Source organism: Longispora sp. NPDC051575 (assembly GCF_040681875.1).
Classification (GTDB): Bacteria; Actinomycetota; Actinomycetes; order Mycobacteriales; family Micromonosporaceae; genus Longispora.
Genome location: NZ_JBFAZP010000012.1, coordinates 173,190 through 198,755, shown reverse-complemented (window position 1 = coordinate 198,755; position 25,566 = coordinate 173,190). Strand labels below are relative to the sequence as shown.

General features: G+C 72.4%; 29 protein-coding genes and 1 pseudogene. 18 read left to right on the top strand and 12 right to left on the bottom strand.

Annotated features, from left to right (window positions below; translation table 11 throughout):
• Positions 1-50: 50 nt before the first annotated feature.
• The 4 genes from AB0M43_RS33550 to AB0M43_RS33535 are packed head-to-tail and all read right to left on the bottom strand — an operon-like array spanning position 51 to position 1,519.
• Positions 51-800 carry a hypothetical protein gene (locus AB0M43_RS33550; RefSeq protein ID WP_363730344.1) on the bottom strand — a complete coding sequence of 250 codons (750 nt, stop codon included), beginning with the start codon at positions 798-800 and terminating at the stop codon, positions 51-53.
• Entirely contained in the window at positions 797-1,120 is a 324-nt protein-coding gene (locus tag AB0M43_RS33545) for a hypothetical protein (protein WP_363730343.1), read from the bottom strand. Before AB0M43_RS33545 ends, AB0M43_RS33550 begins: the two co-directional genes overlap by 4 nt.
• Positions 1,117-1,353: a winged helix-turn-helix transcriptional regulator gene (locus AB0M43_RS33540; protein WP_363730340.1), complete on the bottom strand. Its 237-nt coding sequence runs from the start codon at positions 1,351-1,353 to the stop codon at positions 1,117-1,119. Before AB0M43_RS33540 ends, AB0M43_RS33545 begins: the two co-directional genes overlap by 4 nt.
• Entirely contained in the window at positions 1,343-1,519 is a 177-nt protein-coding gene (locus AB0M43_RS33535; protein WP_363730337.1) for a hypothetical protein, read from the bottom strand. The genes AB0M43_RS33540 and AB0M43_RS33535 overlap by 11 nt, the downstream gene beginning before the upstream one ends.
• A 390-nt stretch (positions 1,520-1,909) precedes the next feature.
• Between AB0M43_RS33535 and AB0M43_RS33530 the strand changes: the two genes are divergently transcribed.
• Together AB0M43_RS33530 and AB0M43_RS33525 are read left to right on the top strand one after the other, a co-directional pair.
• Positions 1,910-2,719, top strand: coding sequence for a helix-turn-helix transcriptional regulator (locus tag AB0M43_RS33530; RefSeq protein WP_363730334.1), 810 nt, complete (start codon positions 1,910-1,912; stop codon positions 2,717-2,719).
• 255 nt (positions 2,720-2,974) lie between these two features.
• Positions 2,975-3,394 carry a hypothetical protein gene (locus AB0M43_RS33525; RefSeq protein WP_363730333.1) on the top strand — a complete coding sequence of 140 codons (420 nt, stop codon included), beginning with the start codon at positions 2,975-2,977 and terminating at the stop codon, positions 3,392-3,394.
• A gap of 62 nt (positions 3,395-3,456) precedes the next feature.
• Here AB0M43_RS33525 and AB0M43_RS33520 read toward each other — a convergent pair whose 3' ends face one another.
• Positions 3,457-5,223 carry a recombinase family protein gene (locus tag AB0M43_RS33520; RefSeq protein WP_363730330.1) on the bottom strand — a complete coding sequence of 589 codons (1,767 nt, stop codon included), beginning with the start codon at positions 5,221-5,223 and terminating at the stop codon, positions 3,457-3,459.
• A gap of 21 nt (positions 5,224-5,244) precedes the next feature.
• On the opposite strand from AB0M43_RS33520, the gene AB0M43_RS33515 reads away from it, so the two are divergent.
• The gene (locus AB0M43_RS33515; protein ID WP_363730327.1) at positions 5,245-7,455 is read left to right on the top strand and encodes a tetratricopeptide repeat protein; all 2,211 of its coding nucleotides are present in this window, start codon (positions 5,245-5,247) and stop codon (positions 7,453-7,455) included.
• A gap of 4 nt (positions 7,456-7,459) precedes the next feature.
• Here AB0M43_RS33515 and AB0M43_RS33510 read toward each other — a convergent pair whose 3' ends face one another.
• Entirely contained in the window at positions 7,460-8,335 is an 876-nt protein-coding gene (locus tag AB0M43_RS33510; protein ID WP_363730324.1) for an aldo/keto reductase, read from the bottom strand.
• A 72-nt stretch (positions 8,336-8,407) separates the two neighbouring features.
• Complete coding sequence (locus tag AB0M43_RS33505) at positions 8,408-10,456, bottom strand: prolyl oligopeptidase family serine peptidase (RefSeq protein ID WP_363730598.1); 2,049 nt, start codon at positions 10,454-10,456, stop codon at positions 8,408-8,410.
• A gap of 21 nt (positions 10,457-10,477) precedes the next feature.
• Between AB0M43_RS33505 and mshB the strand changes: the two genes are divergently transcribed.
• From mshB to AB0M43_RS33490, 3 genes are read left to right on the top strand one after another with little or no spacing between them, the layout of a single operon-like run.
• On the top strand, positions 10,478-11,341 hold the full coding sequence (mshB, locus tag AB0M43_RS33500; protein WP_363730323.1) for an N-acetyl-1-D-myo-inositol-2-amino-2-deoxy-alpha-D-glucopyranoside deacetylase: 864 nt from the start codon (positions 10,478-10,480) through the stop codon (positions 11,339-11,341).
• Positions 11,338-11,910, top strand: coding sequence for a DUF6113 family protein (locus AB0M43_RS33495; RefSeq protein WP_363730321.1), 573 nt, complete (start codon positions 11,338-11,340; stop codon positions 11,908-11,910). The genes mshB and AB0M43_RS33495 overlap by 4 nt, the downstream gene beginning before the upstream one ends.
• Positions 11,911-11,917: 7 nt before the next feature.
• A complete protein-coding gene (locus AB0M43_RS33490; protein ID WP_363730318.1) occupies positions 11,918-12,376 on the top strand; it encodes a hypothetical protein in 459 nt (152 codons plus the stop codon).
• Here the strand turns inward: AB0M43_RS33490 and AB0M43_RS33485 are convergent.
• Together AB0M43_RS33485 and AB0M43_RS33480 are read right to left on the bottom strand one after the other, a co-directional pair.
• A complete protein-coding gene (locus tag AB0M43_RS33485; RefSeq protein WP_363730315.1) occupies positions 12,373-13,122 on the bottom strand; it encodes a glycoside hydrolase family 25 protein in 750 nt (249 codons plus the stop codon). The two genes, AB0M43_RS33490 and AB0M43_RS33485, sit on opposite strands and share 4 nt — an antisense overlap.
• Before the next feature lie 14 nt (positions 13,123-13,136).
• Positions 13,137-13,937: a GNAT family N-acetyltransferase gene (locus AB0M43_RS33480; RefSeq protein ID WP_363730313.1), complete on the bottom strand. Its 801-nt coding sequence runs from the start codon at positions 13,935-13,937 to the stop codon at positions 13,137-13,139.
• Positions 13,938-14,216: 279 nt separating this feature from the next.
• On the opposite strand from AB0M43_RS33480, the gene fdxA reads away from it, so the two are divergent.
• The 3 genes from fdxA to AB0M43_RS33465 all read left to right on the top strand — a co-directional run bounded on the left by fdxA (position 14,217) and on the right by AB0M43_RS33465 (position 16,494).
• Positions 14,217-14,546: a ferredoxin gene (fdxA, locus tag AB0M43_RS33475; protein ID WP_363730311.1), complete on the top strand. Its 330-nt coding sequence runs from the start codon at positions 14,217-14,219 to the stop codon at positions 14,544-14,546.
• 14 nt (positions 14,547-14,560) lie between these two features.
• On the top strand, positions 14,561-15,622 hold the full coding sequence (gene dapC / locus AB0M43_RS33470) for a succinyldiaminopimelate transaminase (protein WP_363730595.1): 1,062 nt from the start codon (positions 14,561-14,563) through the stop codon (positions 15,620-15,622).
• Positions 15,623-15,759: 137 nt separating this feature from the next.
• Positions 15,760-16,494 carry a TIGR00266 family protein gene (locus tag AB0M43_RS33465; protein WP_363730308.1) on the top strand — a complete coding sequence of 245 codons (735 nt, stop codon included), beginning with the start codon at positions 15,760-15,762 and terminating at the stop codon, positions 16,492-16,494.
• Positions 16,495-16,661: 167 nt separating this feature from the next.
• Here AB0M43_RS33465 and dapD read toward each other — a convergent pair whose 3' ends face one another.
• A complete protein-coding gene (gene dapD / locus AB0M43_RS33460) occupies positions 16,662-17,570 on the bottom strand; it encodes a 2,3,4,5-tetrahydropyridine-2,6-dicarboxylate N-succinyltransferase (RefSeq protein WP_363730305.1) in 909 nt (302 codons plus the stop codon).
• Between the two features lie 19 nt (positions 17,571-17,589).
• Between dapD and dapE the strand changes: the two genes are divergently transcribed.
• The 9 genes and pseudogenes from dapE to AB0M43_RS33415 all read left to right on the top strand — a co-directional run bounded on the left by dapE (position 17,590) and on the right by AB0M43_RS33415 (position 23,019).
• On the top strand, positions 17,590-18,654 hold the full coding sequence (dapE, locus tag AB0M43_RS33455; RefSeq protein WP_363730302.1) for a succinyl-diaminopimelate desuccinylase: 1,065 nt from the start codon (positions 17,590-17,592) through the stop codon (positions 18,652-18,654).
• A complete protein-coding gene (locus AB0M43_RS33450) occupies positions 18,651-19,391 on the top strand; it encodes a TIGR00730 family Rossman fold protein (RefSeq protein WP_363730300.1) in 741 nt (246 codons plus the stop codon). Before dapE ends, AB0M43_RS33450 begins: the two co-directional genes overlap by 4 nt.
• A gap of 4 nt (positions 19,392-19,395) precedes the next feature.
• Positions 19,396-19,926 (top strand): TIGR00730 family Rossman fold protein, encoded by a 531-nt coding sequence (locus AB0M43_RS33445; protein ID WP_363730298.1) that lies wholly within the window; start codon positions 19,396-19,398, stop codon positions 19,924-19,926.
• 40 nt (positions 19,927-19,966) lie between these two features.
• Entirely contained in the window at positions 19,967-20,524 is a 558-nt protein-coding gene (locus AB0M43_RS33440; protein WP_363730296.1) for a DivIVA domain-containing protein, read from the top strand.
• A gap of 41 nt (positions 20,525-20,565) precedes the next feature.
• Positions 20,566-21,327: an NAD(P)-binding domain-containing protein gene (locus AB0M43_RS33435; protein ID WP_363730293.1), complete on the top strand. Its 762-nt coding sequence runs from the start codon at positions 20,566-20,568 to the stop codon at positions 21,325-21,327.
• Between the two features lie 102 nt (positions 21,328-21,429).
• Entirely contained in the window at positions 21,430-21,999 is a 570-nt protein-coding gene (locus AB0M43_RS33430; protein ID WP_363730291.1) for a DNA-3-methyladenine glycosylase I, read from the top strand.
• 186 nt (positions 22,000-22,185) lie between these two features.
• Positions 22,186-22,380, top strand: a pseudogene (locus tag AB0M43_RS33425) (hypothetical protein); the annotation flags it as partial.
• A 2-nt stretch (positions 22,381-22,382) separates the two neighbouring features.
• The gene (locus AB0M43_RS33420; protein WP_363730288.1) at positions 22,383-22,772 is read left to right on the top strand and encodes a tautomerase family protein; all 390 of its coding nucleotides are present in this window, start codon (positions 22,383-22,385) and stop codon (positions 22,770-22,772) included.
• Positions 22,773-22,875: 103 nt separating this feature from the next.
• Complete coding sequence (locus AB0M43_RS33415) at positions 22,876-23,019, top strand: hypothetical protein (RefSeq protein WP_363730285.1); 144 nt, start codon at positions 22,876-22,878, stop codon at positions 23,017-23,019.
• A gap of 106 nt (positions 23,020-23,125) precedes the next feature.
• On the opposite strand, the gene AB0M43_RS33410 is transcribed toward AB0M43_RS33415, so the two are convergent.
• Together AB0M43_RS33410 and AB0M43_RS33405 are read right to left on the bottom strand one after the other, a co-directional pair.
• Complete coding sequence (locus tag AB0M43_RS33410; RefSeq protein WP_363730282.1) at positions 23,126-24,304, bottom strand: DUF1501 domain-containing protein; 1,179 nt, start codon at positions 24,302-24,304, stop codon at positions 23,126-23,128.
• Between the two features lie 28 nt (positions 24,305-24,332).
• Complete coding sequence (locus tag AB0M43_RS33405) at positions 24,333-25,517, bottom strand: DUF1800 domain-containing protein (RefSeq protein WP_363730279.1); 1,185 nt, start codon at positions 25,515-25,517, stop codon at positions 24,333-24,335.
• Between the last annotated feature and the right edge of the window lie 49 nt (positions 25,518-25,566).

Below are 25,566 nucleotides of genomic sequence, written 5' to 3'. Positions count from 1 at the left end.
GCCCGGCGCGGGTCGCCTGTGGACGACCGCCGGGGCTGTGGACAACCGCGCTACGGGGCGGCGCCGGGGCAGCCGGTCGCGTCGACCGGGGCGCCGGGCCGCCAGAACGGGCACCAGGTGCACGACGACCCGGCGTCGGCGGGCACGGCGGCCCAGCGGTCGGGGTGCCCGTCGAGGTCGAGCACCCGGGCCATGTGGCCGAGTCCGTCGAGGCGGGCGAGCGCGGCCTCGGCGACGGCCGGGTCGTACGGCTCGCTCCACACGTGCAGCCCGTCGAGCCACCCGGAACGCGGGTAGCAGGCCAGGGCGACGCGCTCGACGGTGTGCCCGGCGCGGGCCAGCCCGTAGGCGTACAGGTGGATCTGAGTGCGGTACTGCGGGCCGGCGCCGTTCTTCTTGATCTCCCGGAGCGACTCGACGCCCAGCACCTTGTGATCAATCACGGTGCCCGACGTGGTGTCGAACAGGTCGACCGTCCCGCGCAGTCCGTCGGCGATGGTGACGCGCTGCTCGACGAGCCACCGGTCGCGGCCCAACTCCCGGTTGTGCCGGGCGAAGGCGTCGGCCAACCAGGCGTGAACGGCCGTGCCGACGATCGACGGCCACGGGTCGCCCCCGGCGCTGACGTGCTCGGTACCGGCCAGCTCGTAGGCGACCCGGCGGGCGCACGGGTGCCCGGCGCTGCTCGGCCCGATCCGCCGCTGTCGTGACCGGGGTGACCCGGATGAGGCGGCCCGTACGACGGACTGGAGCAACCCGCCCAGCGGGTCGGTACCCGCCGGGGCGGCGAACGTGGTCACGGGCTACCCCCGTCGTCGTCGACGAGGGAGAACCGGCGCCGGGTGTTGACCGTGGTGCACTGCTCGACGAGCGACGCCGGGGTCAGCAGCCGTAGCCGCGCCATGTCGACCCGGCGCTCGACGTAGGACGTGTGGCGCACGACCGGGCGGCCGGCGATGGTGCCGACTTCTCCGGTGCCGAGCCGGGCCTCGACGAGGCGCCGCAACTCGGCGGCGGCGTCGGCCCACCTCTTAGCCTCGGCGGTGAACTGGCGCAGCGCGGCCAGGGTCGCGGCCAGGTCGTCGAGGGCGACGGCCGGGGCGGCGGGCTGCTCGCTCATGCGACCACCGCCGAGCCGGCCTGAGTGAGCCGCAGCGTGCGCGGCAGCCGGGGCGTGTGCTCGACGTAGCCCCCGGCGGCCAGGCGGCCCACGTGGTAGCTCGTCGTGGTCACGCCCAGCCCTACGGCCTCGGCGAGGTCGCGCAGGCTCGGCGGGTAGCCCCGGCGGGCGGTGTGCTGGGCGACGGCGTGCAGCACGGCGACCCGCTCGTCGGTCAGGGTCTCAACGCGCATCGCAACCCACCCCCGACGGGCGGCGCACGATCCGGCGCAGGCGGGCCAGGGTTCCGGGCATCTCGGCCCAGGGCGGCGCGGCGGCGACCACGGCGGCGATGTGCGAGCCGTGGTCGGCGCGCATCTGCTCGCGGCGGGCGCGGGCGGCATCTCCAGACAACGTCATCCCTCTCTGGTTGATCTACCCCTCAAGTTCAAGAGAACGTTTCGGGCATGGTCGTACCCTCGGCCCGACTCGCACGGGCCGCCGTCCGATCGACAGGCGAGGGTGGCCCCGCCAGGCGGCGGAGCAGGTAAACAGGTCTCTGTGGTGTTCTCAAGATCCGAGCCGCCGGGGCGGTACGTCGAACCTACGTTCGGATGGCGGGTGGCGCAACATCAAAGTTGAGATGGGTCTAAAGTCAAGCGGAACGGCTTAGTGCAAGGGTTCGAGACGCCAGTCACGTACTGGTGGCTGCTACGTAGTAGAACTATGTGTGTGCGGGTGAGTGACCCGCCTAGGTCACTCAAGGGCCTAGAGCGGGTATGCGACCCGCGACCACGGGAAGGACCAACCATGCGCAAGCGTGTCGTAATCACGCTGGCCGAGGTCGTCGAGCAACAGCGGGGCGAGCGCAGTTACGACGCGCTGGCGAAACTGGTCGGCATCACCCATCAGGGGGTGAACAACCTCGGGCAGGGCAGGAACACAGAGTTTCCGAAGGTCGAGACGCTGGTACGTCTGGCGTCGGTGCTGGAGGTGACCCCCTGGGGGCTGATGTGCGCGACCGCGCAGGGGCTCGGCATCGACATGGGGCTCACGGCCGTACCGGTGCCGAGGTTCGCCGACCGGCTACCTCCGGAGGTCGCCGAGCTACCCGACTCGGTGCGGGTCGCCATGCTCGACCTGATCTGGTCGTACCTCGACCTGGCGCAGAACCTACCCCGGTACGAGGTGAACACCCCGGCGCCCGAACCGGTGCCGCCGACCCTGGCGGCGATGCTGCAACACCACCTAGCCGAAACCGGAACCTCGTACGCGGCGCTGGCGAAGACAGCCGGGATGACCACGACGCCGCTGCACAACCTGGCGCAGGGGAAGAACTCGGAGTTTCCGAGAGTCGAGACGCTGCGCGCGGTGAGCCGGGTAATCGGCGTGCCGGTGTCCGAGGTCGTCGCCGCCGCCGCCGTCGGACTCGGGTTGTGGCCGACCGGCCCGCGCTCGGAGTTCGCGCGCCAGGTGCCGCCGGAGGTCGACGACCTACCTGAGGAGACGCGCCAGTCGTTCGCCGACGTGCTGCGGCTCGCGCTCGCGGCCCTCTACAGCGGCGCGTCGAAAACAGCCACAGCGACACGGCGACTACGGTCGGTCCCCAAGTCGGACTAGTCCGCTACGGGCTCCACCGTTCGGGTTGATCTTCTGACCGTGCAGCTCACGACGTTGTGGTCACTCAAACTCGGGACTTCATTAAGGGTTCGTAAGCCCTATGATGTGATCTTCCCTCGGCCCGAACAGCCGTTCGAGTCGGGGAGCCGGCGGGCAGGCGGCCCAGCTCTGCCCACGGAATACGGAGGTCCCGGAATGGAGCCACGAGCCCGTTACGACCCTTGGCCAGACGTCACGGCAGGGGACGAATACTTGGTGTTCGACGCTGCGGTCACAACCGCACGCTTCGACCCTCGTGAGGGGCTGTACCACCTGCCCAACGCGTGCGACGGCGTTACCCTCGCCGACACGCTCACCCATGTACAGGTACGCCGTCGCCTCCTGGCGCGCGGCTCTCACACCCTCGACCTGTCGACTGAGCGGTTGGCGTCGAGTCTCATGATCTCTCTCGACGAGCTGGCGGTCGCGCTCGTAGCCGGCGACGGCGGTATCGAGGCGACAGCGGCGGCGCTGGGCGTGTTGCCCCGGACCGTGCGCGAGCGGATCAGCACGCTCACGAGCGCCGAGCGGCGTCACCTGTCCCGACTGACCGAGGCATTCAGGCGCGGCTGCGGGGGCCGCGTCATGAGTGCCCGGCAACGGATAGCCGCCGCCGGGCTCAAGCTGGCGTCGTAGGATGCTGAGGCGCGGTCCCGGGTACATGCAACGTATCCGGGGCCGCGCGCCTCATTGTTCCGTCAGGCAGCGAGCGCGAGAGCAGGCTCGGCGGCGCGCTGGCGCGGCACCATCGGCACCACGTCGCCGCCCAGCTCGGCGGCCTCGACGCGCGCCTCGGCGGCCTTCTCCTCCAGCACCCAGCCGATACGCACCCGGTCGACGTCCATGCCGTACTGGCCACGCGGGCGCCCCCGGGTGGTCGCCTTGAGCAGCTCGACGCGCATGACCTTCCGCAGCAGCGTCCGGCGCTGCACCAGGTCGAGGGACTCCCAGACCACGGCGGCCCGCTCGCCGACCATGGCGCGCATCTGCGGCGGCACGTAGTCGGGCGTCGACACGGCGTCGAGCCGCTCGATCTCCTGGCGCAGGTCGGCGACCATGGCCGTGATCTCCCCGGGCGACCAGGGCGAGTCGGGCGACTTGGCTATCGCCTTCCACTCCTCGACCTTGGCGCGGGCGGCCTCGGCCCGCTCGGCGGCGGCAATGGCGGCCGTGTCGTCGGCGCGAGTCAGCCAGTCGAGGCACGTCTCATCCTCAAGGCGCGCGACGAGCACGGCCTCGACGAACGCGTCGAGCGCGTCGGCCTTGATGGACACGCACCCCTTCTGGCAGTCATAGACCCGGTACCGGGTCGCCGGGGTGCCGTCCTTCTTCGGCTTGCCGTTGTTGCTGTCCTTCCAGTTCGCGTCGATCACCGACGAGCACACCCCACACGTTCCGATGAAGCTGAGGAGATGGGCGGCCCGGTTGCTGTGCGACGTCTTGCGGTCCGGGTCGGCCAGGCGCGCGAGCACGGCCTCGAACAGCGCTTCGTCGACGATCGGCAGCCACAACCCCTTGCCGACCCGCGCGCCCCGGTGGATGCGCCACCCGGCGTACAGACTGTTCCGCAGGATGTCGCGTAGCCGCTGCTCGGTCCAGACCGGCGGCGCCTTCGGCTCGACGTCCGGGTCGGCGTCCGGGTCCAGCGCGGGGAGCGGCTTACGCCGGGCCAACTCCAGCGTGGGCGACGGGATGCACATCTCGTTGAACTGCTTGACGATCATGTACAGCGAGTCGCCCCCGGCGAACCGAGCCGACGCGTACTCGACCACCTCGGCCGGGGAGTACCAGCACACCGGTACCCCGTCGGCGTCGACAGCGAGGCGCGGCTCGTCGTCGACTTCCTGGGAGATGAAGTCGCCGGAGTGCTGCGAGTACACCCGGAAGTACCCATAGGCGCACCGGCCGTGCGGGCGCCCAGCGCGGGCCGCCTTGGCGTGCCCGACCCGGACCCGGCGCGACAGGCGGCGAACCTCCTTGACGGACAGGGTCACGTCGAGCATGAGCCGGAACTCGTCGTCGTCGTTGGTCAGGTCGAACAACTGGCCGTTGAAGTGCCAGCCGATGTCGAGATCGCGGCTCAGGTCGGACAGGTCGCAGTACGTACGCATGTCCCGCGTGGCGCGCGACGACTCCCAGCACACCAGCACGTCACACAGCCCCCGCCCCATGGCGACGACCATCTCGGCGTACGCCTCCCGATCCTTCGTCGCGGCGAAGCTCGCCGACCGGTCGTTGTCGACGTAGATCGAGGCGACCCAGTAGCCGGCGTTGACGCAGTCGCGCCAGCAGTCTTCGACCTGGCGCTCGACCGACCGGCCGAGGTTGCGGGGGTCGTGCGAGCAACGCGCGTAGATAAACGCCCGCTTCTGTCCGGGCTGGTACGGGGCTTGGTGCTGTAGCAGCTTGGCGACCACGGCGCGGTACGTCGAGCTGGGCGAACGCTCCAGTAGGGCGGTACTCACGAGTGCTCCATCCTGTTCGTGTTGAGTTGTTTCTCAACTCCAAAAGAATGGTACCAGCTACCACCGACGGTCAAGACCGCCCTGGCGCTGCACTGGGCGCACCGGAGCAGGCACTCCTACCCGGACGGCCAACTGCACATCAACCTGCACGGCTACTCGACCTCCGCGCCGGTCACCCCGACGGAGGCGTTGAGCCGGTTCCTGCGCGCCCTCGGCGTACCCCCCGAGCAGGTCCCGACCGCGCTGGAGGAGGCGGCGGCGCTGTACCGCAGCCGGACCGCCGACCTGCGGCTGCTCGTGGTGCTCGACAACGCCCGGCACGCCGACCAGGTCCGGCCCCTGCTGCCCTCGGGACCGGGCAGCCTCGCCCTGATCACCAGCCGGGACCGGTTGCCGGGCCTGACCGCCCGGGACGGGGCGCGCCGGCTCACCCTGGACATCCTGTCGCCGGCCGAGGCGGTGGACCTGCTGGTGGCGGTGATCGGCCCGGAGCGGGTGGCCGCCGAGCCCGCCGCCGCCGGCCGGCTGGTGGAACTGTGCGGCCGGCTGCCGCTGGCGATCCGGATCACGGCGGCGCAACTGGCCGAGCGGCCCGGGCTGCGGCTGGCCCGGCACGCGGCGGACCTGGCGACCGGCGACCGGCTCGCCGCGCTGGCGTTGCCGGAGGACGACGACGCGTCGGTCCGGGTCGCGTTCGGGCACTCCTACACCGGGCTCAAGCCGGAGGCGGCCCGGCTGTTCCGGCTGCTCGCCCTGGTGCCGGGGCCGGACTTCGGCACCGGTGCTGCCGCCGCAGTCGGGGGCATCGGCCGCTCCGAGGCCACCAGGCTGCTGAACACGCTGGTCACGGCACACCTGATCGAGCCGCAGGGCGGTGACCGGTACGGATTCCACGACCTGATGCGGTTGTACGCCGCCGACCAGCTCGTCGGCGACCCCGAACGCGGGTCCGCGATCCGCCGGTTCTACCACTGGTACGTGGTGTCGGCCGACGCGGCGGCGTGGCTGTTGTCCCCGGAACGGTTGCACCTGCCGATCCCGGAGCAGTACGACCCGCCGGAGCCGGTGGAGTTCGCCGACCGGGAACGGGCCCTGGCGTGGTGCGACGCCGAGCGCGACAGTTTCCACGCGGCGGTCACCGCCCCGCCCGAGGGGACGGATCCGGAGGCGGTGTGGCTGCTCGCCGAGGGGGTGCGGTTCTACTTCCTCTTCCGGCTGTACATGGGGCCGGCGCTGGAGATGGCCTACGCCGCGCTGGACATCGCCCGGGACTGTCCCGATCCCCGGGTGCGGGCCGCGACGCACTACAGCGTGGCCACCCAGCTCACGGAGCGGGAGGACTTCGTCGGGGCCCGGGCGCACTTCGACCGGGCGCTCGCCCTGGCCAGGGAAGGCGGCCTGACCACCGAACAGGCCGTGTACCTGCTGCGGGCCGGCACGAGTCTGCGGTACGACGGCAGGTTGGCGGAGTCGGCGCACCGGTTCGCGGAGGCGCTGCCGTTGTTCGCGTTGAAGGACGAGGACCGCGACGGGTACGCGGTCACGCAGTGCCTGCTGGGTGACCTCTACCGCTACCTGGGCAGGTACCCCGAGGCGGAGGCCCTGATGACCGAGGGCATCGCGACGCTCGCGGAACTGCGGCCGACCTTGGCCGCCCTGAACGTCACGAACCTCGGCAGCATCCTTCTCGACCTGGGCCGCGACGCGGAGGCGCTGGCGCACTTCGAGACGGCGGTCGCGACCGCGCGGGAGATGGAGCATGTGTCCGCCGAACTCCAGGTGCTGCCCCGGCTGAGCTGCGCGCACCGCCGGATCGGCCGGTCGGAGGAGGCGCGTCGGCTCGCGGAGGCCGCGCTGGAACTGTGCGAGCGGCTGCCGGCGGCGGCCATCGAGTCCGAGACCCGGTCGGTGCTCGCCGTACTGGACGCCGAGCGCGGCGAGCCGGAGCGGGCGCTGGCCCACGCGCACGAGGCGGTCCGGCTGTGCGCCGAGCTCCCCGTGAACGAGGCCAGGGCGCGTGCCGTCCTGGCCCGGGTGCTGCTGGACACCGGCGATCCGGTCGCCGCCGCCGAGCAGGCCGCGCGCGCCGCCGAGGACAGCCGGGCCTGCGGCTACCGGATCGTGCTGGCCCGGAGCCTCGCGGTACTCGGCGAGGCCACCGGGGACGCGTCGCACACGGCCGAGAGCGTGGCGCTGCACGCCGAACTGGGGGCGCCGTACAACGACGTCTAGCGCGCTATTCGAGGAAGGCGAGCTCCTCGGCGGTCAGGCGGAGCGCCCCGGCGGCCACGTTCTCGTCGAGGTGGTCGGGGTTGCCGGTGCCGGGAATGGCCAGCATGTGCGGGCCCCGGCTGAGGGTCCACGCGATCCGGACCTGCGCGGCGGACACCCCGCGATCCCGGGCGACCGTGTCGATCCGGTCGTCGGGCAGCACCCCGCCGGCCTCGCGCCCGTCGCCGGTGACCGCGAAGAACGGCACGAACGCGATGCCCTGCTCCTCGCAGGCGCGCAGGATGACGTCCCCGTTGCGCCGGTCGTGGCCGTACCTGTTCTGCACGCACACGACCGGGGCGATGGCCCGCGCCTGGGCGAGGTGCTCCGCCCGGACGTTGGACAGCCCCAGGTGCCGGACCAGGCCTGCGTCGCGCAGCTCGGCCATCGCGCCGAAGTGCTCGCTGATCGAGTCGAGGCCGTGCACCCGCAGGTTGACCAGGTCCAGGTGGTCCCGGCCGAGCTGGCGCAGGTTCTCCTCGACCTGCCCGCGCAGCTGGTCGGGCCGGGCCAGGTCCAGCCACCCGCCGGCCGCGTCGCGCATCGGCCCGACCTTCGTGGCGATGACCAGGTCGTCGGCGTACGGGGCGAGGGCCCGGTTGATCAGCTCGTTGGCCGACCGGGTCGGGGAGAAGTAGAACGCCGCCGTGTCGATGTGGTTCACGCCCAGCTCGACGGCCCGGCGCAGCACCCGGATCGACCGGTCGCGGTCGCTCGGCGTGCCCAGGTCGAACGCCGCGCTGCCGGTCAGGCGCATGCCGCCGAAGCCGAGCCGGTGGACGGGGAGGTCGCCGAGGGTCCAGGTGCCCGCTGCGGACGCGGTGATCTCAGGTGTGTGCACCGGCAGAATCTAGCCGCCGGGGCCCGGCGCGCGCAGCCCCGCCGTACGCCGGTGCGGGCCCGTCCGTACCCGTCAGAGGTTGAAGGTCTTCTTGAGGAAGTCGAGTTCCAGGGGGAGGGTGCCCAGGCCCATGTGCGTGGCGCCCACCAGCGGGATCACCGAGTGCGGCCGGCCCGCGGCGGTCAGGGCCGCCGAGAACTGGAGCGTGTGCGCCACGTGCACGTTGTCGTCGGCCAGGCCGTGGATCAGCAGCAGGGGGCGGGTCAGGGCGCCCGCCTCGTCGAGGAGGCTGTGCCGGGCGTAGACCTCGGGCTGCTCCTCCGGCAGGCCCAGGTACCGCTCCGTGAACGCCGTGTCCGTGAGCAGCCAGTCCGTGACCGGGGCGCCGGCGATCGCCGCGTGGAACACCTCCGGCCGGCGCAGCACGGCGGCGGCGGCCAGCCAACCGCCGAAGGACCAGCCCCGGATCGCGACCCGGTCCAGGTCCAGGTCCGGGTGCTTGGCGGCGAGCGCGGCGAGGGCGTCGCACTGGTCGGCCAGCGCGATGTCGGCCAGCCGGTGGTGGATGATCTTCTCGTACTGCGGGGAGCAGCCCGGCGTGCCCCGCCCGTCGATCGTCACCACCGCGAAACCCTGCTCCGCCCACCACTGGCGCTCCTGCCAGAAGTCCCGCGACGCGCGCACCATCTGCCCCGACGGGCCGCCGTAGCTGTTGACCAGCACCGGGAGCCGGCGCTGGCCGGTCACGTGCGCGGTCGGGTAGAGCACCGACGTCGGGATCTCCCGGTCGGTGACCCGGGCGAGCGCGGGCCGGGCGGCGTACGGGTACTCGGCAGCCAGGTTCCCGATCCCGTGCTCCCCGGTCGGGGTGACCACCGTCCACTCCGAGCGCGCGTGGTCGAGGGAGGTGGACACCCGCACGTACGTCGAGCCGGCCGCGAAGCCCGTGTGCCAGCCGGGCGCGGACGTCAACCGGCGCGGCGCCGTACTCGGCGCGAGACTCACCAGGTAGAGGTGCTGTTCGCCGGGGTCGCCCTCGCTCGCGGCCACCAGCAGCCCGTCGTCGAGCAGGCCGCAGATCCGGCGCGGGTACAACGCGGGCGGGGTGAGCAGCGCGCCGTCGGCGAACAGGCAGCGCGCGTCCAGCCCGTCGCGGACCAGCTCGCCGGACAGCAGCACCCGGCCGTCGGGCAGCCGGGCCGGCGTACCGGGCACCGGCTCGACCCAGTGCGGGTCCGACAGCTCCGCGTGCACCTGGGTCTCGCCGGTCCGGGGATCGATCGTCAGGGCCAGGCCGTGCTGCTGGAGCCGGCGGAGCACCGTCACCAGCGGGCCGGCGGCACCCCACTCGGCGGCCACCAGATACGGGTACGCCACCCGGTCCCAGTGCACGTCCACCCAGCCGCCGTCCAGGTCGAGGACGTGCAGCGAGACCTGCGCGTTGTCCCCGCCCGGCACCGGATGCCGGGTCACCCGGGGCTCGGCGGTCGGGTCGGACGGGTCCGACAGCAGCCAGCGGGGCAGCCGGCTCTCGTCCACCCGGGCCACGAGCAGCCGTTCGCCGTCCGGGGCCCACCAGTAGCCCCGGGACCGGCCGAACTCCTCGGCCGCCGCGAACTCCGCCAGCCCCCAGGTCACCCGCTCCTCGCCCGCGAGCAGCACGTCCGTGCCGTCCGGATGCAGAACCCGGAGCTGGCCGTCCGTGACGTAAGCGATCCGGCGGCCCGTCGGGTCCAGCCGGGGATCGGTGACCGGGCCCGCCGTGGCCAGCCGGGTGACCTCGCCGGTGGTCAGGTCCGCGCGGTACAGCCGGCCCGAGAGCGCGTACACGGCGTGCAGGGTGTCGGCGTCCGTCGAGTACCCCCCGATGCCCTTCGCGGACAGCCGGAGCCGGTCGCGCAGGGCCGCCTCGGCGGGGGTCGGGGTGTCCTCGGTGACCCGCGGACCGATCCGGCGCTCCGTACCCGCAGGTAGATCCATGATCCAGAGCTGGTCGTACGGATCAGTGGCGCCCGTCGATCTCAGGAAGACGACCCGCGAGCCATCGGCGGAAACAGTGACAGCGCGGGGCGTGCCGCTGCTGAACCCGTGGGTCCGTGCGGCGAGCTCGGGAAAGTCCACCATACGGTCTAAAGTAGCCGAGTGACCTCCCGCAGCATCGTATTCGTGCACGCTCATCCCGACGACGAGACCATCGGCACCGGAGCCACCATGGCCCGATACGCCGCAGAGGGCGCGAACGTGACGCTGGTGACGTGTACGTTGGGCGAGGAAGGCGAGATCCACGTGCCCGAACTGGCCGGGCTCGCCGCTGCCGAAGCCGACCAGCTGGGCGGTTTCCGGGTCGCCGAGCTGACCGAGGCCTGCCGGGCGCTCGGCGTGTCGGACGTCCGGTTCCTGGGCGGCGCGGGCCGCTACCGCGACTCCGGAATGATGGACACCCCCGCCAACGGGCACCCGCGCGCGTTCTGGGGCGCGGACCTCGACGAGGCGGCCGCCCACCTGGTGAAGGTGTTCGAGGAGGTCCGGCCGCAGGTCGTCGTCACCTACGACGAGATCGGCTTCTACGGGCACCCCGACCACATCCAGGCCCACCGGGTGACGATGCGGGCCGTCGAGCTCGCCGGCGACGCGGCCCCCGCGAAGGTGTACTGGACGGCCGTCCCCCGCAGCGTCATGGAGGCCGGCATCGCCGAGTTCTCCGCCTCCTCGGACAACCCGTTCGCGGGCGTGGAGAACGTCGACGACCTGCCCTTCGGTACGCCGGACGAGCAGATCGCCGCCCGGATCGACGCCACGGGGTACGCGGACGAGAAGATGACCGCCCTGCGCGCGCACGCCACCCAGGTCCCGCCCACCTCGTGGATGTTCTCGCTGGCCGCCGGGTCCGGGCCCGACATGATGGGCGTGGAGTACTACACCCTCCCGGTGGGGGAGAAGGGGCCCGGCGTGGGGCCCTACGGCTGGGAGAACGACCTGTTCGCGGGCGTTACCCTGTCCGGGTGACTCACTTCGAGCGGCCCGAGGACGCGGGACAGGCCGGCGAGGCGTTCGGCCAGCCCGCCGTGCCCGGCCAGCCGGGGGCCCACGCCGGCCAGGTTCCCGCGTTCGGCCAGGCCGGGGCCTTCGACGTGCCGGTCTGGGCGGTGCCCGCCGACCCCTACGTGCCGCGCTGGTGGCACCCCCTGCACGACGGGGCGATCGTGGTGCTGGCCTGTTGGCTGGCCGTGTTCTCCGCGACCGTCGAGGCGTTCTGGACCCCGTTCCGGTTGCTCGGGGTCCAGCTCCCGGTCGCGGCGGTCGGGGCCCTGCTGATCACCCCGTTCCTGGCCACCCTGACCTACCGCCTGACCGGTCGGCGGCGGCTCTCGGTGGTCCCGCCGGTCCTGTGGCTGCTGACCGCCGTGTACTGGTCGACGACCCCGCGCGAGGGCGACCACGTCATCACCGGGGAGTGGACGGGGCTGGTCTACCTGCTGGCGGGCTCGGCGGCCGCCGCATATGGCGCGTACAAGGTCATGGTGCCCCCGGTGCCCCGCCGGCCTGTTGAGCGGTACCCGGTGGATGCGGTATGAATTCCCGATGAGACAACGATGGATGCCGGTGGCCGCGCTCGCCGCCGCGCTTTTCGTCATCAACGCGGTGGCCCGGCTGATCGTGTGGAAGGCCGACATCGCGAAGGACACCGAGCAGACCCGGATCGGCATGATCACGTTCGGGGCGATCTCGGTGCTGTGCGTCGCGGCCGCCGCCTGGTGGGCGCTCCGCTACCCGCTGGACCGGGTCGCCGCCGACCTGCTCGCCGCAGGCGTGACCGCCGCCGTGCTCTCGGTCGTGCTCGGCCCGCTGTTCAGCGGTAAGCCGGTGTTCGACGGCGGGTTCGGGATGGTCCTCGGCCAGCTCGTGCTGTACCTGGCGCTCGCCGGGCTCGGGGCCGGGCTGGGGATCCTGGGCGTGATCGCCGTCGGGCGGGACTGGAAGACCCGGGCGTGGAAGCGGCACGAGGAGTCGCTGAACGCCAAGCGGAACCGGGTGCGCTAGCCCCCGGGTACCAGGTTCGCCAGCGCGTCCAGCTCCGCCTGGCTGCCCTTGAAGACGCTCCGGGTGACCCGGTCCGCCGGGATGCCCGGCACCTCGTCGCGGGCCGTCCACTGCCACAACAGCCAGTCCGACCAGCCGTCGGGCAGCTCCGTGGGCTCGGAGTTGCGGTACTGGGCCACCTGGAGCGGGTAGCCGCCCAGCGCCGTCGCGCCCGCCAGGCAGTCGGTGACGAAGTACCGGTTCGTGTACACGATCGGCGGCCGGCCGAACGCCTCCCCGACGGCCCGCAGCCAGTCCAGCGCGTCGTCGACCGTCGCGTACGCGGGGCAGCTCCGCGCCTTCCAGTCCCATTCGAGGTCGAGGATCGGCGGCAGTTCCAGGGGGCCGTGGCCGGAGTAGCCGGCGTCGCGGAGTTCGCTGACGAAGAAGGCCGCCTGGGCGGTACCGGTGCCGGCGGTGCGGCCCAGGTAGAAGTGGTACGGCGCGACGGGCAGGCCGGCCGCGCGCGCCCCGTCGAAGTCGGGCCGGAACCACGGGTTCACGTACGCCGTGCCGTCGACCGGTGAGCCCTCGGTGGCCTTCACGGTGGCGAAGTCCACGCCCGCCTCGCGCACCCGGGGCCAGTCGATCGCCGCGCCCCACGGGTGTTGCCAGCTCGCGATGTCGACACCGTCGACGGGGTACTGCTCCACGGGGCTGGCGATCCGCCCGACTGCGAGGACGAGAGTCAACAGTACGGTGAACATCGCCCGATATTATCTCAGGCGTCCATTTTGCGGTGTATGTAATTATGATGGACCTCGAAGCCCAGGCGTCCGTACAGCGCCACCGCGGGGTCGTTGCCCTCCTCCACCTGGAGGTACGCCCGGGTCGCGCTGACGCCCCGGCCCCAGTCGGACAGGGCGGCCACCAGCCGGGCCGCGTGCCCCCGGCGCCGGTGCTCGGGACGGACCTGGATCAGGGACAGCCCCAGCCAGCCGTCGGTGACCGCGCCCCGGCCGATCGCGGCCAGCTCGCCGTCGAGGACCAGGGAGGCGAAGGTGACCAGCTCCGGGCCGGTCAGGATCGGGGCGGCGACCTCGGGGAGCGCGCCCTTGTGCCCGGCCATCAGGGCGAGCCAGCCGGGGTCCGGGACGGCGTCCAGCCGGATGTCCGGTCCGGCGGCCGGCGGCGGCCCGGCGGCACCCGCGAGCGGCCCGGCACCCGGAAGCCGGCCGGCACCCGGAAGCTCCCCGCCGGGGCCCGAAAGATCACGAACCATGACCAGGGTCGGCATGTACGCCACCCACCCCAGCCGCTCCAGCAGCCCGTCCGTCCGCCGCCCCAACGGCAACGGCACTGCGAACCGGGGCGCCAGCCCGCGCTCCCCGTACCACTCCCGGACCCGTTCGACGGCGTCCTCCAGCGTGCCCCCGGGATCCCCCACGGCCAGCGCGCTGTTCGCCCGGTTCGTCCACCCGCCGCCGGCCCGCAACAGCCAGCCGCCCAGCCCGGCGGTCTCCGGCGCGGGCCAGCCACCCGCCGCCGCGAGCTCCAGGGCGGCAATCTCGGAGTACTTCACGGGCCGCGGCGGTACTACCCTGGAAGCGGCGATCTCCGTCTTTTCCACCACGAGTGTCCCGCCATCCGTCCAGATGACGAGATCTTTGTCACGGACCTCCCGGAGCTCGCCGAGGACATCAGTAAACTGCGTCCCTGGCAACCTGCGGCGAATCACGACCCTCCGCCCAACATCGTCTTTCGAAAGCACGGTGCCCCTCCCGGTGGATTGCCCGCCGGGGACACCTTAGGCTTACTCGTCGGCGGGTAAAGCCGTGGATTCAGTGCGGAGAGGACGACCGTGACGTACATCATTGCCGAACCGTGTGTGGACGTGCTGGACAAGGCGTGCATCGAGGAATGCCCCGTGGACTGCATCTACGAGGGTGGCCGGATGCTCTACATCCACCCCGACGAGTGCGTCGACTGCGGTGCGTGCGAGCCGGTCTGCCCGGTCGAGGCGATCTTCTACGAGGACGACGTCCCGGACCAGTGGAAGACCACGTACACCCCGGCGAACTACGAGTTCTTCGAGGACCTGGGCTCCCCGGGCGGCGCCTCCAAGGTCGGCAAGATCGACAAGGACGCGGCCTTCATCGTGTCGCTCCCGCCGATGGGTGAGGGACACTGACCGTCTCGCAGGGGCTGCCCGAGTTTCCCTGGGACGTTCTGATCCCGTACCAGGAGAAGGCTCGGGCGCACCCGGGCGGGCTGGTCGACCTGTCGATCGGCACCCCCGTCGACCCGGTGCCGGACGTCATCCGTCAGGCCCTGGCCGACGCCTCCGACGCGCCCGGCTACCCGGTGACCACCGGCTCGCCGGCCCTCCGCGCGGCCCTGACCGACTGGGTCGGGCGGCGCTGCGAGGCCCCCGAGGGCTTCGACGTGCTGCCCACGATCGGCTCGAAGGAGCTGGTCGCCTGGCTGCCGACGCTGCTCGGGCTGGGCGCGGGCGACACGGTGATGATCCCGGAGCTGGCCTACCCGACGTATGAGATCGGGGTGAAGCTGGCCGGCGCGAAGTTGTTGCGCGCCGACGCGCTGACCGCCGCCGGTCCCGAGCGGGTCCGCCTGGTCTGGCTCAACTCCCCGTCGAACCCGACCGGCCGGGTGCTCCCCGAGGCGCACCTGCGCAAGGTCGTGACCTGGGCCCGCGAGCGCGGCGCCGTGGTGGTCAGCGACGAGTGCTATCTCGAACTCGGCTGGGAGACCCAACCCCGGTCGATCCTGTCCGTGTGCGACGGGGACTACACGGGCGTGCTCGCCGTGCACTCGCTGTCCAAGCGTTCCAACCTCGCCGGGTACCGGGCCGGCTTCGTCGCCGGCGACCCCGCGCTCGTCCGGGAGCTGCTCGCGGTCCGCAAGCACGCGGGCATGATCGTGCCGGCCCCGGTCCAGGCGGCGATGGTCGCGGCCCTGGGCGACGACGCGCACGTGGCCGCCCAGCGCGACCTGTACGCCGCCCGCCGCGCTGTCCTGAAGCCGGCGCTGGAGCGGGCCGGGTTCCGGATCGACCACTCCGAGGCGGGGCTGTACCTCTGGGCCACCCGCGACGAGGACTGCTGGTCCACTCTGGACTGGTTCGCCGGCCACGGGATCCTGGTGGCCGCCGGCTCGACGTACGGCCCGACGGGCGACCGGCACGTCCGGGTCGCGCTGACCGGCACCGACGCCCAGTTCGCGGCCGTCGCCACCCGCCTGGCATAACCCCAGATCAAACCCCTTTTTCTGGTTACGGTGGGGCCGCACCCGGCACCTGGAGACACTCCCGGTCGTGGTGCGCCCGCCGCCCCGTCTCCGCGAAGCTCCCATCCGGCGTGCCACCCCGCACTACCCTGGGCGGTATGACCGAACTGCACGTACTGCCCGACGCCGGCCAGGCCGGGACGTTCAGCTACCGGATCGACTACCGGCCCGCGTTCGCCCTGGCCACGCTCGTCCTCGGCCCCGAGCAGTCGGTGAAGACCGAGTCGGGCGCGATGGTCAGCATGTCCGGGAACGTGGAGCTGACGTCCAAGATGGAGGGCGGGCTCTGGGGCGCCGTCAAGCGCGGGGTGGGCGGGCGCAGCGCGTTCGTGTCCACGTACACGGCGCGGGGCGGGCCCGGGGAGTTGACCCTCGCGCCGGCCACCCCCGGGGACGTGGTGCCGCTGCACGTCGCGGGCGACACGTACAACGTGGCCGCGTCCTGCTACCTGGCCGCCGAGCCCGCGTTGGGCGTCGAGACCGGCTGGGGCGGGGCGCGCAGCTTCTTCGGCAGCGACAGCGCGTTCGTGCTCCAGGTCAGCGGCACGGGGGTGCTGCTGGTGACCGCGTTCGGGGCGCTGCACCGCCGGGTGCTCGCCCAGGGGGAGCGCTACGTCGTGGACACCGGGCACCTGGTGGCGTGGCACGCGGGGATGACGTACACGATCAACAAGGCCACCAAGAGCGTGTTCCGGTCGCTGACCTCGGGGGAGGGGCTGGTGGCGACGTTCACCGGGCCGGGGACGCTGCTGATGCAGACCCGCAACATCGAGGCCCTGGCCGGGGTGCTGCGGCCGTTCTTCCCGAGCGGGAACAGCGGATCGAGCGACTAGGGGGCTGCCGGGCGGTCAGTCGACCGGGCCGGATCCTGGGCGCGCGACGACCGCCGGGGCCTCGCGAACCACGACCGGGGCCTGGAAACGACGACCGGGTGGTCGGCGCGCGGGTCTCGGTACCCGTCGAAAGGGTTTGGGCCGCCCGGGGGACGGCCCGCCCGCCGTCAGTTGTGCGCGTGCAGCGCCTCGTTCAGGGTGATCCCGCCGCCGGTGCGCGGCCGGGCCTCGACCGCCCCGGTGACCGAGTTGCGGATGTACAGGATGCCGGAAGAACCAGACAGCTCCAGCGCCTTGACGACCTTGCCGTCGGGCAGCGTCACCTTCGTGCCGGCCGTGACGTAGAGCCCGGCCTCCACCACGCAGTCGTCGCCGAGGGAGATGCCGATCCCGCCGTTGGCGCCGACCAGGCAGCGCTGGCCGATCGAGATGACCTGCTTGCCGCCCCCGGACAGGGTGCCCATGATCGAGGCGCCCGCGCCGATGTCGGAGCCGTCGCCGACCACGACGCCCATCACGATCCGGCCCTCGACCATCGAGGTGCCCAGGGTGCCGGCGTTGAAGTTCACGAAACCCTCGTGCATCACCGTGGTACCGGGGGCCAGGTGCGCGCCCAGCCGCACCCGGTCCGCGTCGCCGATCCGCACGCCCGACGGCACGACGTAGTCCACCATCCGGGGGAACTTGTCGACCGAGAACACGGTCAGGTGCGGCACGGTCAGCCGCAGCTCGTCGACCTGCTCCGGCAGCACCGGACCCGCCGACGTCCACGCGACGTTGGGCAGGATGCCGAAGATCCCCTCCAGGTTCGCCTGGTGCGGGGTGATCAGCCGGTTGGAGAGCAGGTGCAGCCGCAGGTACGCGTCGGCGGTGTCCTTCGGCGGCTCGGCCAGGCTCGCGGTCGCGGTCACCCGGACCCGGCGCATGCCCAGCGGCCGGTCGCTCTCCGGCAGAGTGACGTCCTCGGGGGTGCCGAACCCGAGCTTCGGGAACCACACCTCCAGGACCTGGCCCTCGGCGGTGACGGTGGCGAGGCCGACGCCCCACGCGGTCTCATTCAGGAATTCGCTGCTCACGACGGGCTAGTCTACGGGGGTGCTGACCGATGACCTGCTCGCAGACCCGGTGGCGCTCACCCGCGCCCTCGTCGATATCCCGTCCGTCTCCGGCGACGAGAAAGATATTGCGGACCAGGTGGAGGTGGCGCTGAAGAAACCACACCTCACGGTCAGCAGACTGGGCAACACGGTGATGGCGCGCACCGAACTCGGCCGCGACACCCGGGTCGTGCTCGCCGGGCACCTGGACACCGTCCCGCACGCCGACAACTTCCCGTCCCGGCTCGACGGCGACCTGATGTGGGGCTGCGGCACGTCCGACATGAAGTCCGGCACCGCGATCGCCCTGCACCTCGCCGCCACGCTGACCGCCCCGATCCACGACGTGACGTACTTCTTCTACGACTGCGAGGAGATCGAGGCCGAGCGCAACGGGCTCAACGTGATCGCCCGGGAGCGCCCCGAGTGGCTGGCGGCGGACTTCGCGGTCCTGCTCGAGCCGACGTACGGGCTGGTCGAGGCCGGCTGCCAGGGCACCATGCGGGTCCGGGTGACCACCAAGGGGCGGCGCGCGCACTCCGCGCGGTCCTGGCTCGGTGTGAACGCGATCCACGGGATGGGCGAGGTGCTGCGCCGCCTGGAGGCGTACGAGGCCCGGTCGGTCGTGATCGATGGCTGCGAGTACCGGGAGGGGCTGAACGCGGTCCTGATCTCCGGCGGGGTGGCCGGCAACGTCGTACCCGACGAGTGCGTGGTCACGGTGAACTTCCGGTTCGCCCCCGACCGCGACGAGCGGGCGGCGCTCGCCCACCTGCACGAGGTCTTCGACGGCTTCGAGCTCGAACTGACCGACTCCGCGCCGGGCGCGCTGCCCGGGCTGACCACGCCGGCCGTCGCCGACTTCATCGCCCTGGTGGGCCAGCAGCCCCGGGCCAAGCTCGGCTGGACGGACGTGGCCCGGTTCGCGACGCTCGGCGTGCCGGCCGTGAACTTCGGCCCGGGCGACCCGAACCTCGCGCACAAGCGTGACGAGAACGTCGAGATCCCGAAGATCATCGACGGTGCCGCTCTGCTCCGGAACTGGCTGGGTAAGGAAAAATGACAAACTCACACAAAGGCCCCGAGCGCCACCGGGGCCCGGTCACTCTGCGCCGCGCCGCCGCCGACCAGGTCATCACCGCCGACCAGCGGCTCCTCGACTCCCGGGGCCGACAGGACTGGCGGGTCGGCGACGCCTGGCGCGCGCTGCGGATCCAGGCCGAGTTCGTCGAGGGCTTCGACACCCTCTCCGACCTGCCCTCGGCCGTCAGCGTGTTCGGCTCCGCGCGCAGCAAGCCCGAGAGCCCCGAGTGCGTGATGGCCGAGGAGTTGGGCGCCGCGCTGGCCCGCGCCGGGTACGCGGTCGTCACCGGCGGCGGCCCCGGCGTCATGGAAGCCGCCAACAAGGGCTGCTCCGAGGCCGGCGGGCTGTCCGTCGGGCTCGGCATCGAACTGCCCTTCGAGCAGGGGCTCAACGAGTGGTGCGACATCGGGATCGACTTCCGGTACTTCTTCGCCCGCAAGGTCATGTTCCTGAAGTACGCGCAGGCGTTCGTCGTCCTGCCCGGCGGGTTCGGCACCCTCGACGAACTGTTCGAGTCCCTGACCCTGGTCCAGACGCACAAGGTCACCGAGTTCCCGGTCGTCCTGATGGGCGTCGACTACTGGTCCGGCCTTCTCGACTGGCTGCGCTCCGCGATGCTCGGCGACGGCAAGATCAGCGCGGGCGACCTGGACCTCATCCACCTCACCGACGACGTGGGCGACGCCGTGCGGCACATCCTCGCCGCCGGAGGGTAGCCGGATGGCCGCGATCTGCGTGTTCTGCGCGTCCTCGACGACCGTCGACCCGGTGTACCTCGCCCTGGCCGCCGACACCGGGGCCGCGCTCGCCCGCGCCGGCCACGTCCTCGTCTCCGGCGGCGGCCGGGTCGGCATGATGGGCGCCGTCGCGACGGGCGCGCGGGCGGCCGGCGGGCACACCGTCGGCATCATCCCGCGCCAGCTCCAGAGCCGGGAGGTCGCCGACGTCGACGCCGACGAGCTGGTGGTCACCGAGACGATGGCCGACCGCAAGACCGAGATGATCGAACGCTCGGACGCGTTCCTGGTCCTGCCCGGCGGCCTCGGTACCCTCGACGAGCTCTTCGAGGTCTGGACCACCGCCGGCCTGGGCCTGCACCCCAAACCGATCGTCCTGGTCAACGCCGGCGGCTTCTACGACGGCCTGCTCGCCTGGCTCGACCGCACCGTCGCCGCGAACATGGTCCGGGGCGACGCGCTCAAGGCCATCACGGTCGTCGGGGACCTGGACGCGGCGCTGGCGCTGTTGTGAGTGCTGTGTTCGGGGCCCGGGTTCCTCTAGCATCAGCCGTATGAGCCAGCTTCTGCTCCTTCTCGTGGTGGCGCTCGTCGCCGGTGGCATCGTCTTCGGGGTCGCCGCCCTGATGACCGGCTCAGACCCGGGCCTCGCGGACGTGGACCCCGACGGCCACGCCGTGCCGCTGCCCGGCGACCGGCCGCTCGCCGAGCCCGACCTGTCCCAGCTGCGCTTCGACACCGGCCTGCGCGGGTACCGGGCCGACCAGGTCGACGCGGCCATCGAGCGGCTCAGCTACGACGTCGGCTACAAGCAGGAGCTGATCAGCGTCCTGGAGTCGGAGGTGTCCGCGCTGCGGGCCGGCCGGCAGGGGGACGCCGACGCCCTGCGGGACGCGCGGCGGCAGTCCTCGGTGGTCGTGGGCGGCGGGGCGGTCGCGGTGGCCACGGCCCCGGTCGAGCCGGATGCGCCTTCGGCGGAGAGCCAGGAGCCGACGGGTACCGCCGGGGAGATCGTCCCGGAGTCCCCAGCCGAGGATGCGCCGGAGTCCCCGGCCGAGGAAGCGTCGGACGACTCCCGGCCGACGGGCCAGGCGCCGAAGTCGGACGCGTAGGGTCGTTGTCCACTGAGCCGGGCCCCGGGCTATCGTCCGTCGTGTTCGGGTTCGTGGGGGCTGGTGCGCTGACGACGGCCGTCGTGGAGGGCCTCAGCGCGGGCGTCGCCGAGCCACCCCCGATCCTGTTGTCGCCGCGCGGGCGTGAGGTCGGGCGGGAACTGGCTGGCCGGTATCCGAATGTGCGGGTCTGTTCCAGCAACCAGGACGTGGTGCGGGACGCGACGACGATCGTGCTCGCCGTGCGGCCCCAACTGGCGGCCGAGGTCATGGCGGAGCTGTCGTTCCGGCCGGGCCAGGCGGTGCTGAGCGCGATGGCCGGCGTGCGGCTGGAGCAGCTGCGTGACTGGGGCGCGCCGGCCGGCCGGGTGGCCCGGGTCATCCCGCTGCCGGCCGCCGCCCGTCGCCGGAGTCTCACCGTGCTCTACCCGGACGTCGACGCCGGCCGCGCCCTGTTCGACCGGGTGGGCGAGGTGCTGGTGCCGGGGGCGGAACGGACCCTGGACGCGTTCAGTACCGCGACGGCCACGTTCGCCGCGCACCTGGACTACCTCGCCACCATCGTCGACTGGCTGACCGACCAGGGCGTGGACCCCGGGGCGGCGGCCGCGTACACGACGCGGATCTTCGGCCAGTTGGGCGAGTCCCTGACGGGGCACACCGGAACGCTCGCCGAGCTGACCGCCGAGTACATGACGCCGGGCGGGATCAACGAGCAGGTCATGGCCGACCTCCGGGGCGAGGGCGTGCCCGGCTCGGTGCGGCGCGCCCTCGACCGGGTGATGGGACGGCTGCGCGGTTAGGGTCCGATGCCCGAGGGCCCACCGTCGTGCTGCCGGGCCCGCGTCGCTCGATGGCTGGGGCGGTTGCCCGGGAATGTCAGCCCCGTCCTCTACGGTCGGGGCATGACTTCTCTGGTTGTCGGCGACGACGGTCACGCCCGGTGCCACTGGGCCTACTCGGCACCCGAATACCTGGACTACCACGACACCGAGTGGGGTCAGGTCATCCGGGGCGACGAGCAGATGTACGAGAGACTGACCCTCGAAGCCTTCCAGTCGGGCCTGTCCTGGATCACGATCCTGCGCAAGCGCCCCGCCTTCCGGGCCGCGTTCGTCGACTTCTCGCTGGAGAAGGTCGCCGAGTTCACCCCCGAGGACGTCGACCGGCTGATGGCCGACACCGGCATCGTGCGCAACCGGGCGAAGATCGAGGCGGCGGTCAACAACGCGCGCGCGGCCCTGGAGCTGCCCGACGGGCTGTCGGCGCTGCTGTGGGGCTTCGCGGTGGATCCGCCCCGGGCCCGGCCCGCGACCGGGGCGGATGTCCCGGCGATCACACCGGAGTCGACGGCGATGGCGAAGGCGCTGAAGAAAGTGGGGTTCAAGTTCTTCGGCCCCACGACGGCGTACGCGCTGATGCAGGCGACCGGCATGACGAACGACCACCTGGCGGGCTGCCAGCGCCCGGGCTGAGCCGGGCCACGGGGCGGCGGCGCAGGACGGGTGGATGCGCTGGTGGCGGCCCGGGCCCTGCTCCGCCGCGGGTCCGTGCCCGGTCCGCGGCGGCGGCCGATGCGGTGCGGCGGCCGGGGCGGGTCGGGGCCGGTTCGGGCGGGACTTGATCGACTGGATTTCGGGCAGGCCTAGAGTGGGGGCATGCGTTCCTGGTTGGTGAGTGTCGACCTGCCGATCGAGGCGGAGACGCCGGCGGAGGCCGTCGAGCAGTTCTGGGCGTTCCTCCGCGAACTCGGCCCCACTGAGCTGCCGGTCTTCGTGTCGCCGTCCGACGACGAGCTCGCCATGGCCGCCTACGTGTCAGGCGTCGAGGTCAACCTCGACCCCGAGGAGGAGTAGCCGTGCCGCAGGTCAAGATCTATGCCCGGGACACCCACCTGGCGTCCGCCCGCGCGGAGCTGTCCGACACCGTGCACTCGTGCATCGTCGACGGCCTGTCGATGCCGGAGTCGAAGAAGTTCCAGCGGTTCATCCCGTTGGCCGCCGAGGACTTCGTGTACCCGGAGCCGCGCACCGACCGGTACACCATCATCGAGGTGTCGATGTTCGAGGGCCGGACCGTCGAGGCCAAGAAGACGCTGATCAGGCTGCTGTTCGAGCGGCTCGGGGAGCGGTGCGGGCTCGCGCCCGACGACGTGGAGATCACGATCTTCGAGACGCCGCAGCACCACTGGGGGATCCGGGGCGTGCCGGGTGACGAACTCGCCCTGACCTACCCGGTCAACGTCTGACCCGCCCGACCCGCTCCGACGCGTGGTGCGGTCGAGGGTCCGAGGGGCCGGCAAGGGGATTTCCCTACTTCCCGGGAGCCGGCTCCGTGGTTACCCTGCGAGGATGCGTCGCCTCGTGGTAGTTCCCCTCGCCGCCCTGGTCCTCGTCGTCATCGCCGCGTGCGGTCCCGACGACAAGCCCTCCGGCCCGTCGACCCCGAAGCCGGGCCCGTCCACGCCGGGGGCGATGAGCCAGCTCCGGTACTGAAGCGCGCCGCCGGCCCTGATCCCCGCTCGCCGCCCCTTCTGAGCCTCCGCCGGTCACGCCGGCCCAGGCTCACCCCGGCGCGCGCGATCCCTGCGCCCCGGCCGGCTCACAGCAGGGGCACCCGCCCGGTCCAGCCCGACAGCACCCGCCCCGGATCGGTGTCGAGCACCCCTTCGAGCAGGCTCGCGTACACGTCGCGGAAGTCCGTGGTCACCCGCAGGTCCCCGCCGTCGAGTTCCGTCAGGCTCGGCTGCCGGCCGTAGAACCCGCCCTTGACCGGGGCCCCGGCCACGAACGCCACCCCGGCCGTCCCGTGGTCCGTACCCTCCGAGGCGTTGCCCTTCACCCGACGGCCGAACTCCGAGTACACGAGGACCACGACCCCCTCGCCGGCCGGCGTCCTCGCCATCCGGTCCAGGAACGCCGTCACCGCCGTGTCCAGTTCGCCGAGGAGCCGCTCGGCGGGGCCGCGTTCCACGGCGTGGGTGTCGAAGCCGTCGTGGCTGACGGAGTACACCCGGGTGGGGATGTTGGCCTCGACGCACCGGGCGACGAGGTCCAGCTGGGCGCGGATCGCGTCGGGATCCTCGGGTTCGGTGCCCTGCACCTTGGTGACCAGGGCGTTCACGGACAGCAGGTCGGCGTAGGAGGCGGCGGCCCGGGCGCGCAGCGGGGACTCGCCGGGCGCGGGTCTGGCGAGCGCGGCGACGGGCAGTCCCTTGGGCGACTTCAGACCTTTGAGGGGTACGGAGCCCCCGGCCACCCCGGCCCCCGCCAGCATCGGCGGCAGGACCGGATCGAGGGAGATCGCGTCGACCGGGGCCCCGCCGGTCACGTCGAGCCACCGGCCGAGCCAGCCGGTCCGGACCGGGGTCTCGGGGGAGCCGGTCTGCCAGATGTCCATGGAACTGAAGTGGCTGCGGTTGGGGCGCGGGTAGCCGACCCCGCGCACGACGGCCAGCCGCCGGGCGTCCCACAGTTTCCTGAACCCCTTGAGCGCGGGGTTGAGCCCGAGTTCCCCGTCGAGGGCGAGCACCTGGTCGGGCTGGTACGCGAGGTCGGGGCGCGCCGCGTGGTAGGCGTCGTCGGCGTACGGGACGAGGGTGTTGAGCCCGTCGTTGCCCCCGTACAGGGTGACGACCACGAGGGTGCGGCCGCCGCGCCAGGTCGGGGTGGCCGTCGACAGCAGCTCGGGCAGACTCAGGGCCGCCCCGCCGGCCGCGATGGCCCCGGCCGCCACGACCCCGCTGCCGAGCAGGAACCGCCGCCGCGTCACAGTGTCCACTTCAGACCCCTCTCCCCGGCCGGGCCGGTCATGACGTCACGTATTCGGGGCTGGCCAGGGCGGTCGTCACCAGGCGGCGCGGATTCCCCGCCACCTCGGCGAGCGCCGCCCGGGTCCGGTCGCTCCAGGCGTCCACGACCAGGGTCCGGGCCAGGGCGTCGGGTCGCTGACCAGGGGGTAGTCCGTCGAGCGTCGCCAGGTCCGCGGCCTCGGCGAGCTGGGCGGCGACCTGGAGCCGGGCCTGGGCGGCCGAGGTGGTCAGCCAGGCCGCGCCGGTCGGCCAGCCGCCGACGTTGGGCGGCGCGAACGGGACCTGGCCGAGGGCGGCGAGCGGGTTGCCCTTCAACGCGCCGGGCCGGACGCCCAGTTGCCGGCAGGCCCCGACGAGCCAGTCGACCGGGGACTTCACGTGGTCGTCGGCGAGGTGGGTCCAGGCGGAGGCCAGGAGCGCGCGGATGTCGGTACCCGGCGAGGGGGTTGCTCCGTAGAACTTTCCGACCCGCTCGGCGAGATGCTGGCCGCACGCGGGCTGGTCGACGAGCAGATCCACATAGGACTCTGCGGTGAAGGCGCGCGTCCGGCCGAGGATGGTGACCGGGGACGTGTCGTGCTGGTTGGGATTCAGCGACACGTCCCCGGAGTTCCTGTCGATCTTCCACCCGGTCAGCGCCCGCGCCCCGGCTTGGACGTCGTCCTCGGTGTAGTGGCCGACGCCGAGGGTGAACAGCTCCATCAGTTCGCGGGCGAGGTTCTCGTTGGGGGCCTTGCGGGTGTTCTGCTGGCCGTCGAGCCAGTAGAGCAGCGCGGGGTCGGTGACCATGGCCCGGGCCAGGTCCCGGAAGTCGCCCCGGGCGTGCGCGCGCAGCGTCGCGTGCTGGCGGAGCATCAGGGCCGGGCCGACCTTCTTGACGCTGGTCGCCCAGTGCCCGTGCCAGAAGAGGACCAGCTTCTCGGTGGCGGAGTGCTCGGCAGCCGCCATCCGGTCCAACCACCAGGCGACGGTCTGCCGGACGGCGTCCTTGTCCTTCTTCTCGGCACCGGGGGGCAACACCGGCACCGGGGTACGCGCCGCGCCCGGGTCGACGCCCGGCGGGTCGAGCAACGCCGTCAGGGTGGCGGCGAGGCCGACCCGCTCGGCGGCGTCGACGTCGGCGGCGCGGGGCCCGAAGGTGGCGCGCCGGAGGAGTCGGGAAACGTCGGTCCTGGTGGACATGGCCCGACGGTAGACCCCGAATCCTGGGAAATCGGTGGGAGAACGGGCC

Excerpts from the sequence above, each read along its gene's own strand:
- AB0M43_RS33545 (WP_363730343.1), bottom strand. The coding sequence starts at position 1,120 with ATGAGCGAGCAGCCCGCCGCCCCGGCCGTCGCCCTCGACGACCTGGCC.
- AB0M43_RS33540 (WP_363730340.1), bottom strand. The coding sequence starts at position 1,353 with ATGCGCGTTGAGACCCTGACCGACGAGCGGGTCGCCGTGCTGCACGCC.
- AB0M43_RS33535 (WP_363730337.1), bottom strand. The coding sequence starts at position 1,519 with ATGACGTTGTCTGGAGATGCCGCCCGCGCCCGCCGCGAGCAGATGCGC.
- AB0M43_RS33530 (WP_363730334.1), top strand. The coding sequence starts at position 1,910 with ATGCGCAAGCGTGTCGTAATCACGCTGGCCGAGGTCGTCGAGCAACAG.
- AB0M43_RS33490 (WP_363730318.1), top strand. The coding sequence starts at position 11,918 with ATGAGACAACGATGGATGCCGGTGGCCGCGCTCGCCGCCGCGCTTTTC.
- AB0M43_RS33485 (WP_363730315.1), bottom strand. The coding sequence starts at position 13,122 with ATGTTCACCGTACTGTTGACTCTCGTCCTCGCAGTCGGGCGGATCGCC.
- AB0M43_RS33465 (WP_363730308.1), top strand. The coding sequence starts at position 15,760 with ATGACCGAACTGCACGTACTGCCCGACGCCGGCCAGGCCGGGACGTTC.
- AB0M43_RS33450 (WP_363730300.1), top strand. The coding sequence starts at position 18,651 with ATGACAAACTCACACAAAGGCCCCGAGCGCCACCGGGGCCCGGTCACT.
- AB0M43_RS33445 (WP_363730298.1), top strand. The coding sequence starts at position 19,396 with ATGGCCGCGATCTGCGTGTTCTGCGCGTCCTCGACGACCGTCGACCCG.
- AB0M43_RS33440 (WP_363730296.1), top strand. The coding sequence starts at position 19,967 with ATGAGCCAGCTTCTGCTCCTTCTCGTGGTGGCGCTCGTCGCCGGTGGC.
- AB0M43_RS33430 (WP_363730291.1), top strand. The coding sequence starts at position 21,430 with ATGACTTCTCTGGTTGTCGGCGACGACGGTCACGCCCGGTGCCACTGG.
- AB0M43_RS33415 (WP_363730285.1), top strand. The coding sequence starts at position 22,876 with ATGCGTCGCCTCGTGGTAGTTCCCCTCGCCGCCCTGGTCCTCGTCGTC.
- AB0M43_RS33405 (WP_363730279.1), bottom strand. The coding sequence starts at position 25,517 with ATGTCCACCAGGACCGACGTTTCCCGACTCCTCCGGCGCGCCACCTTC.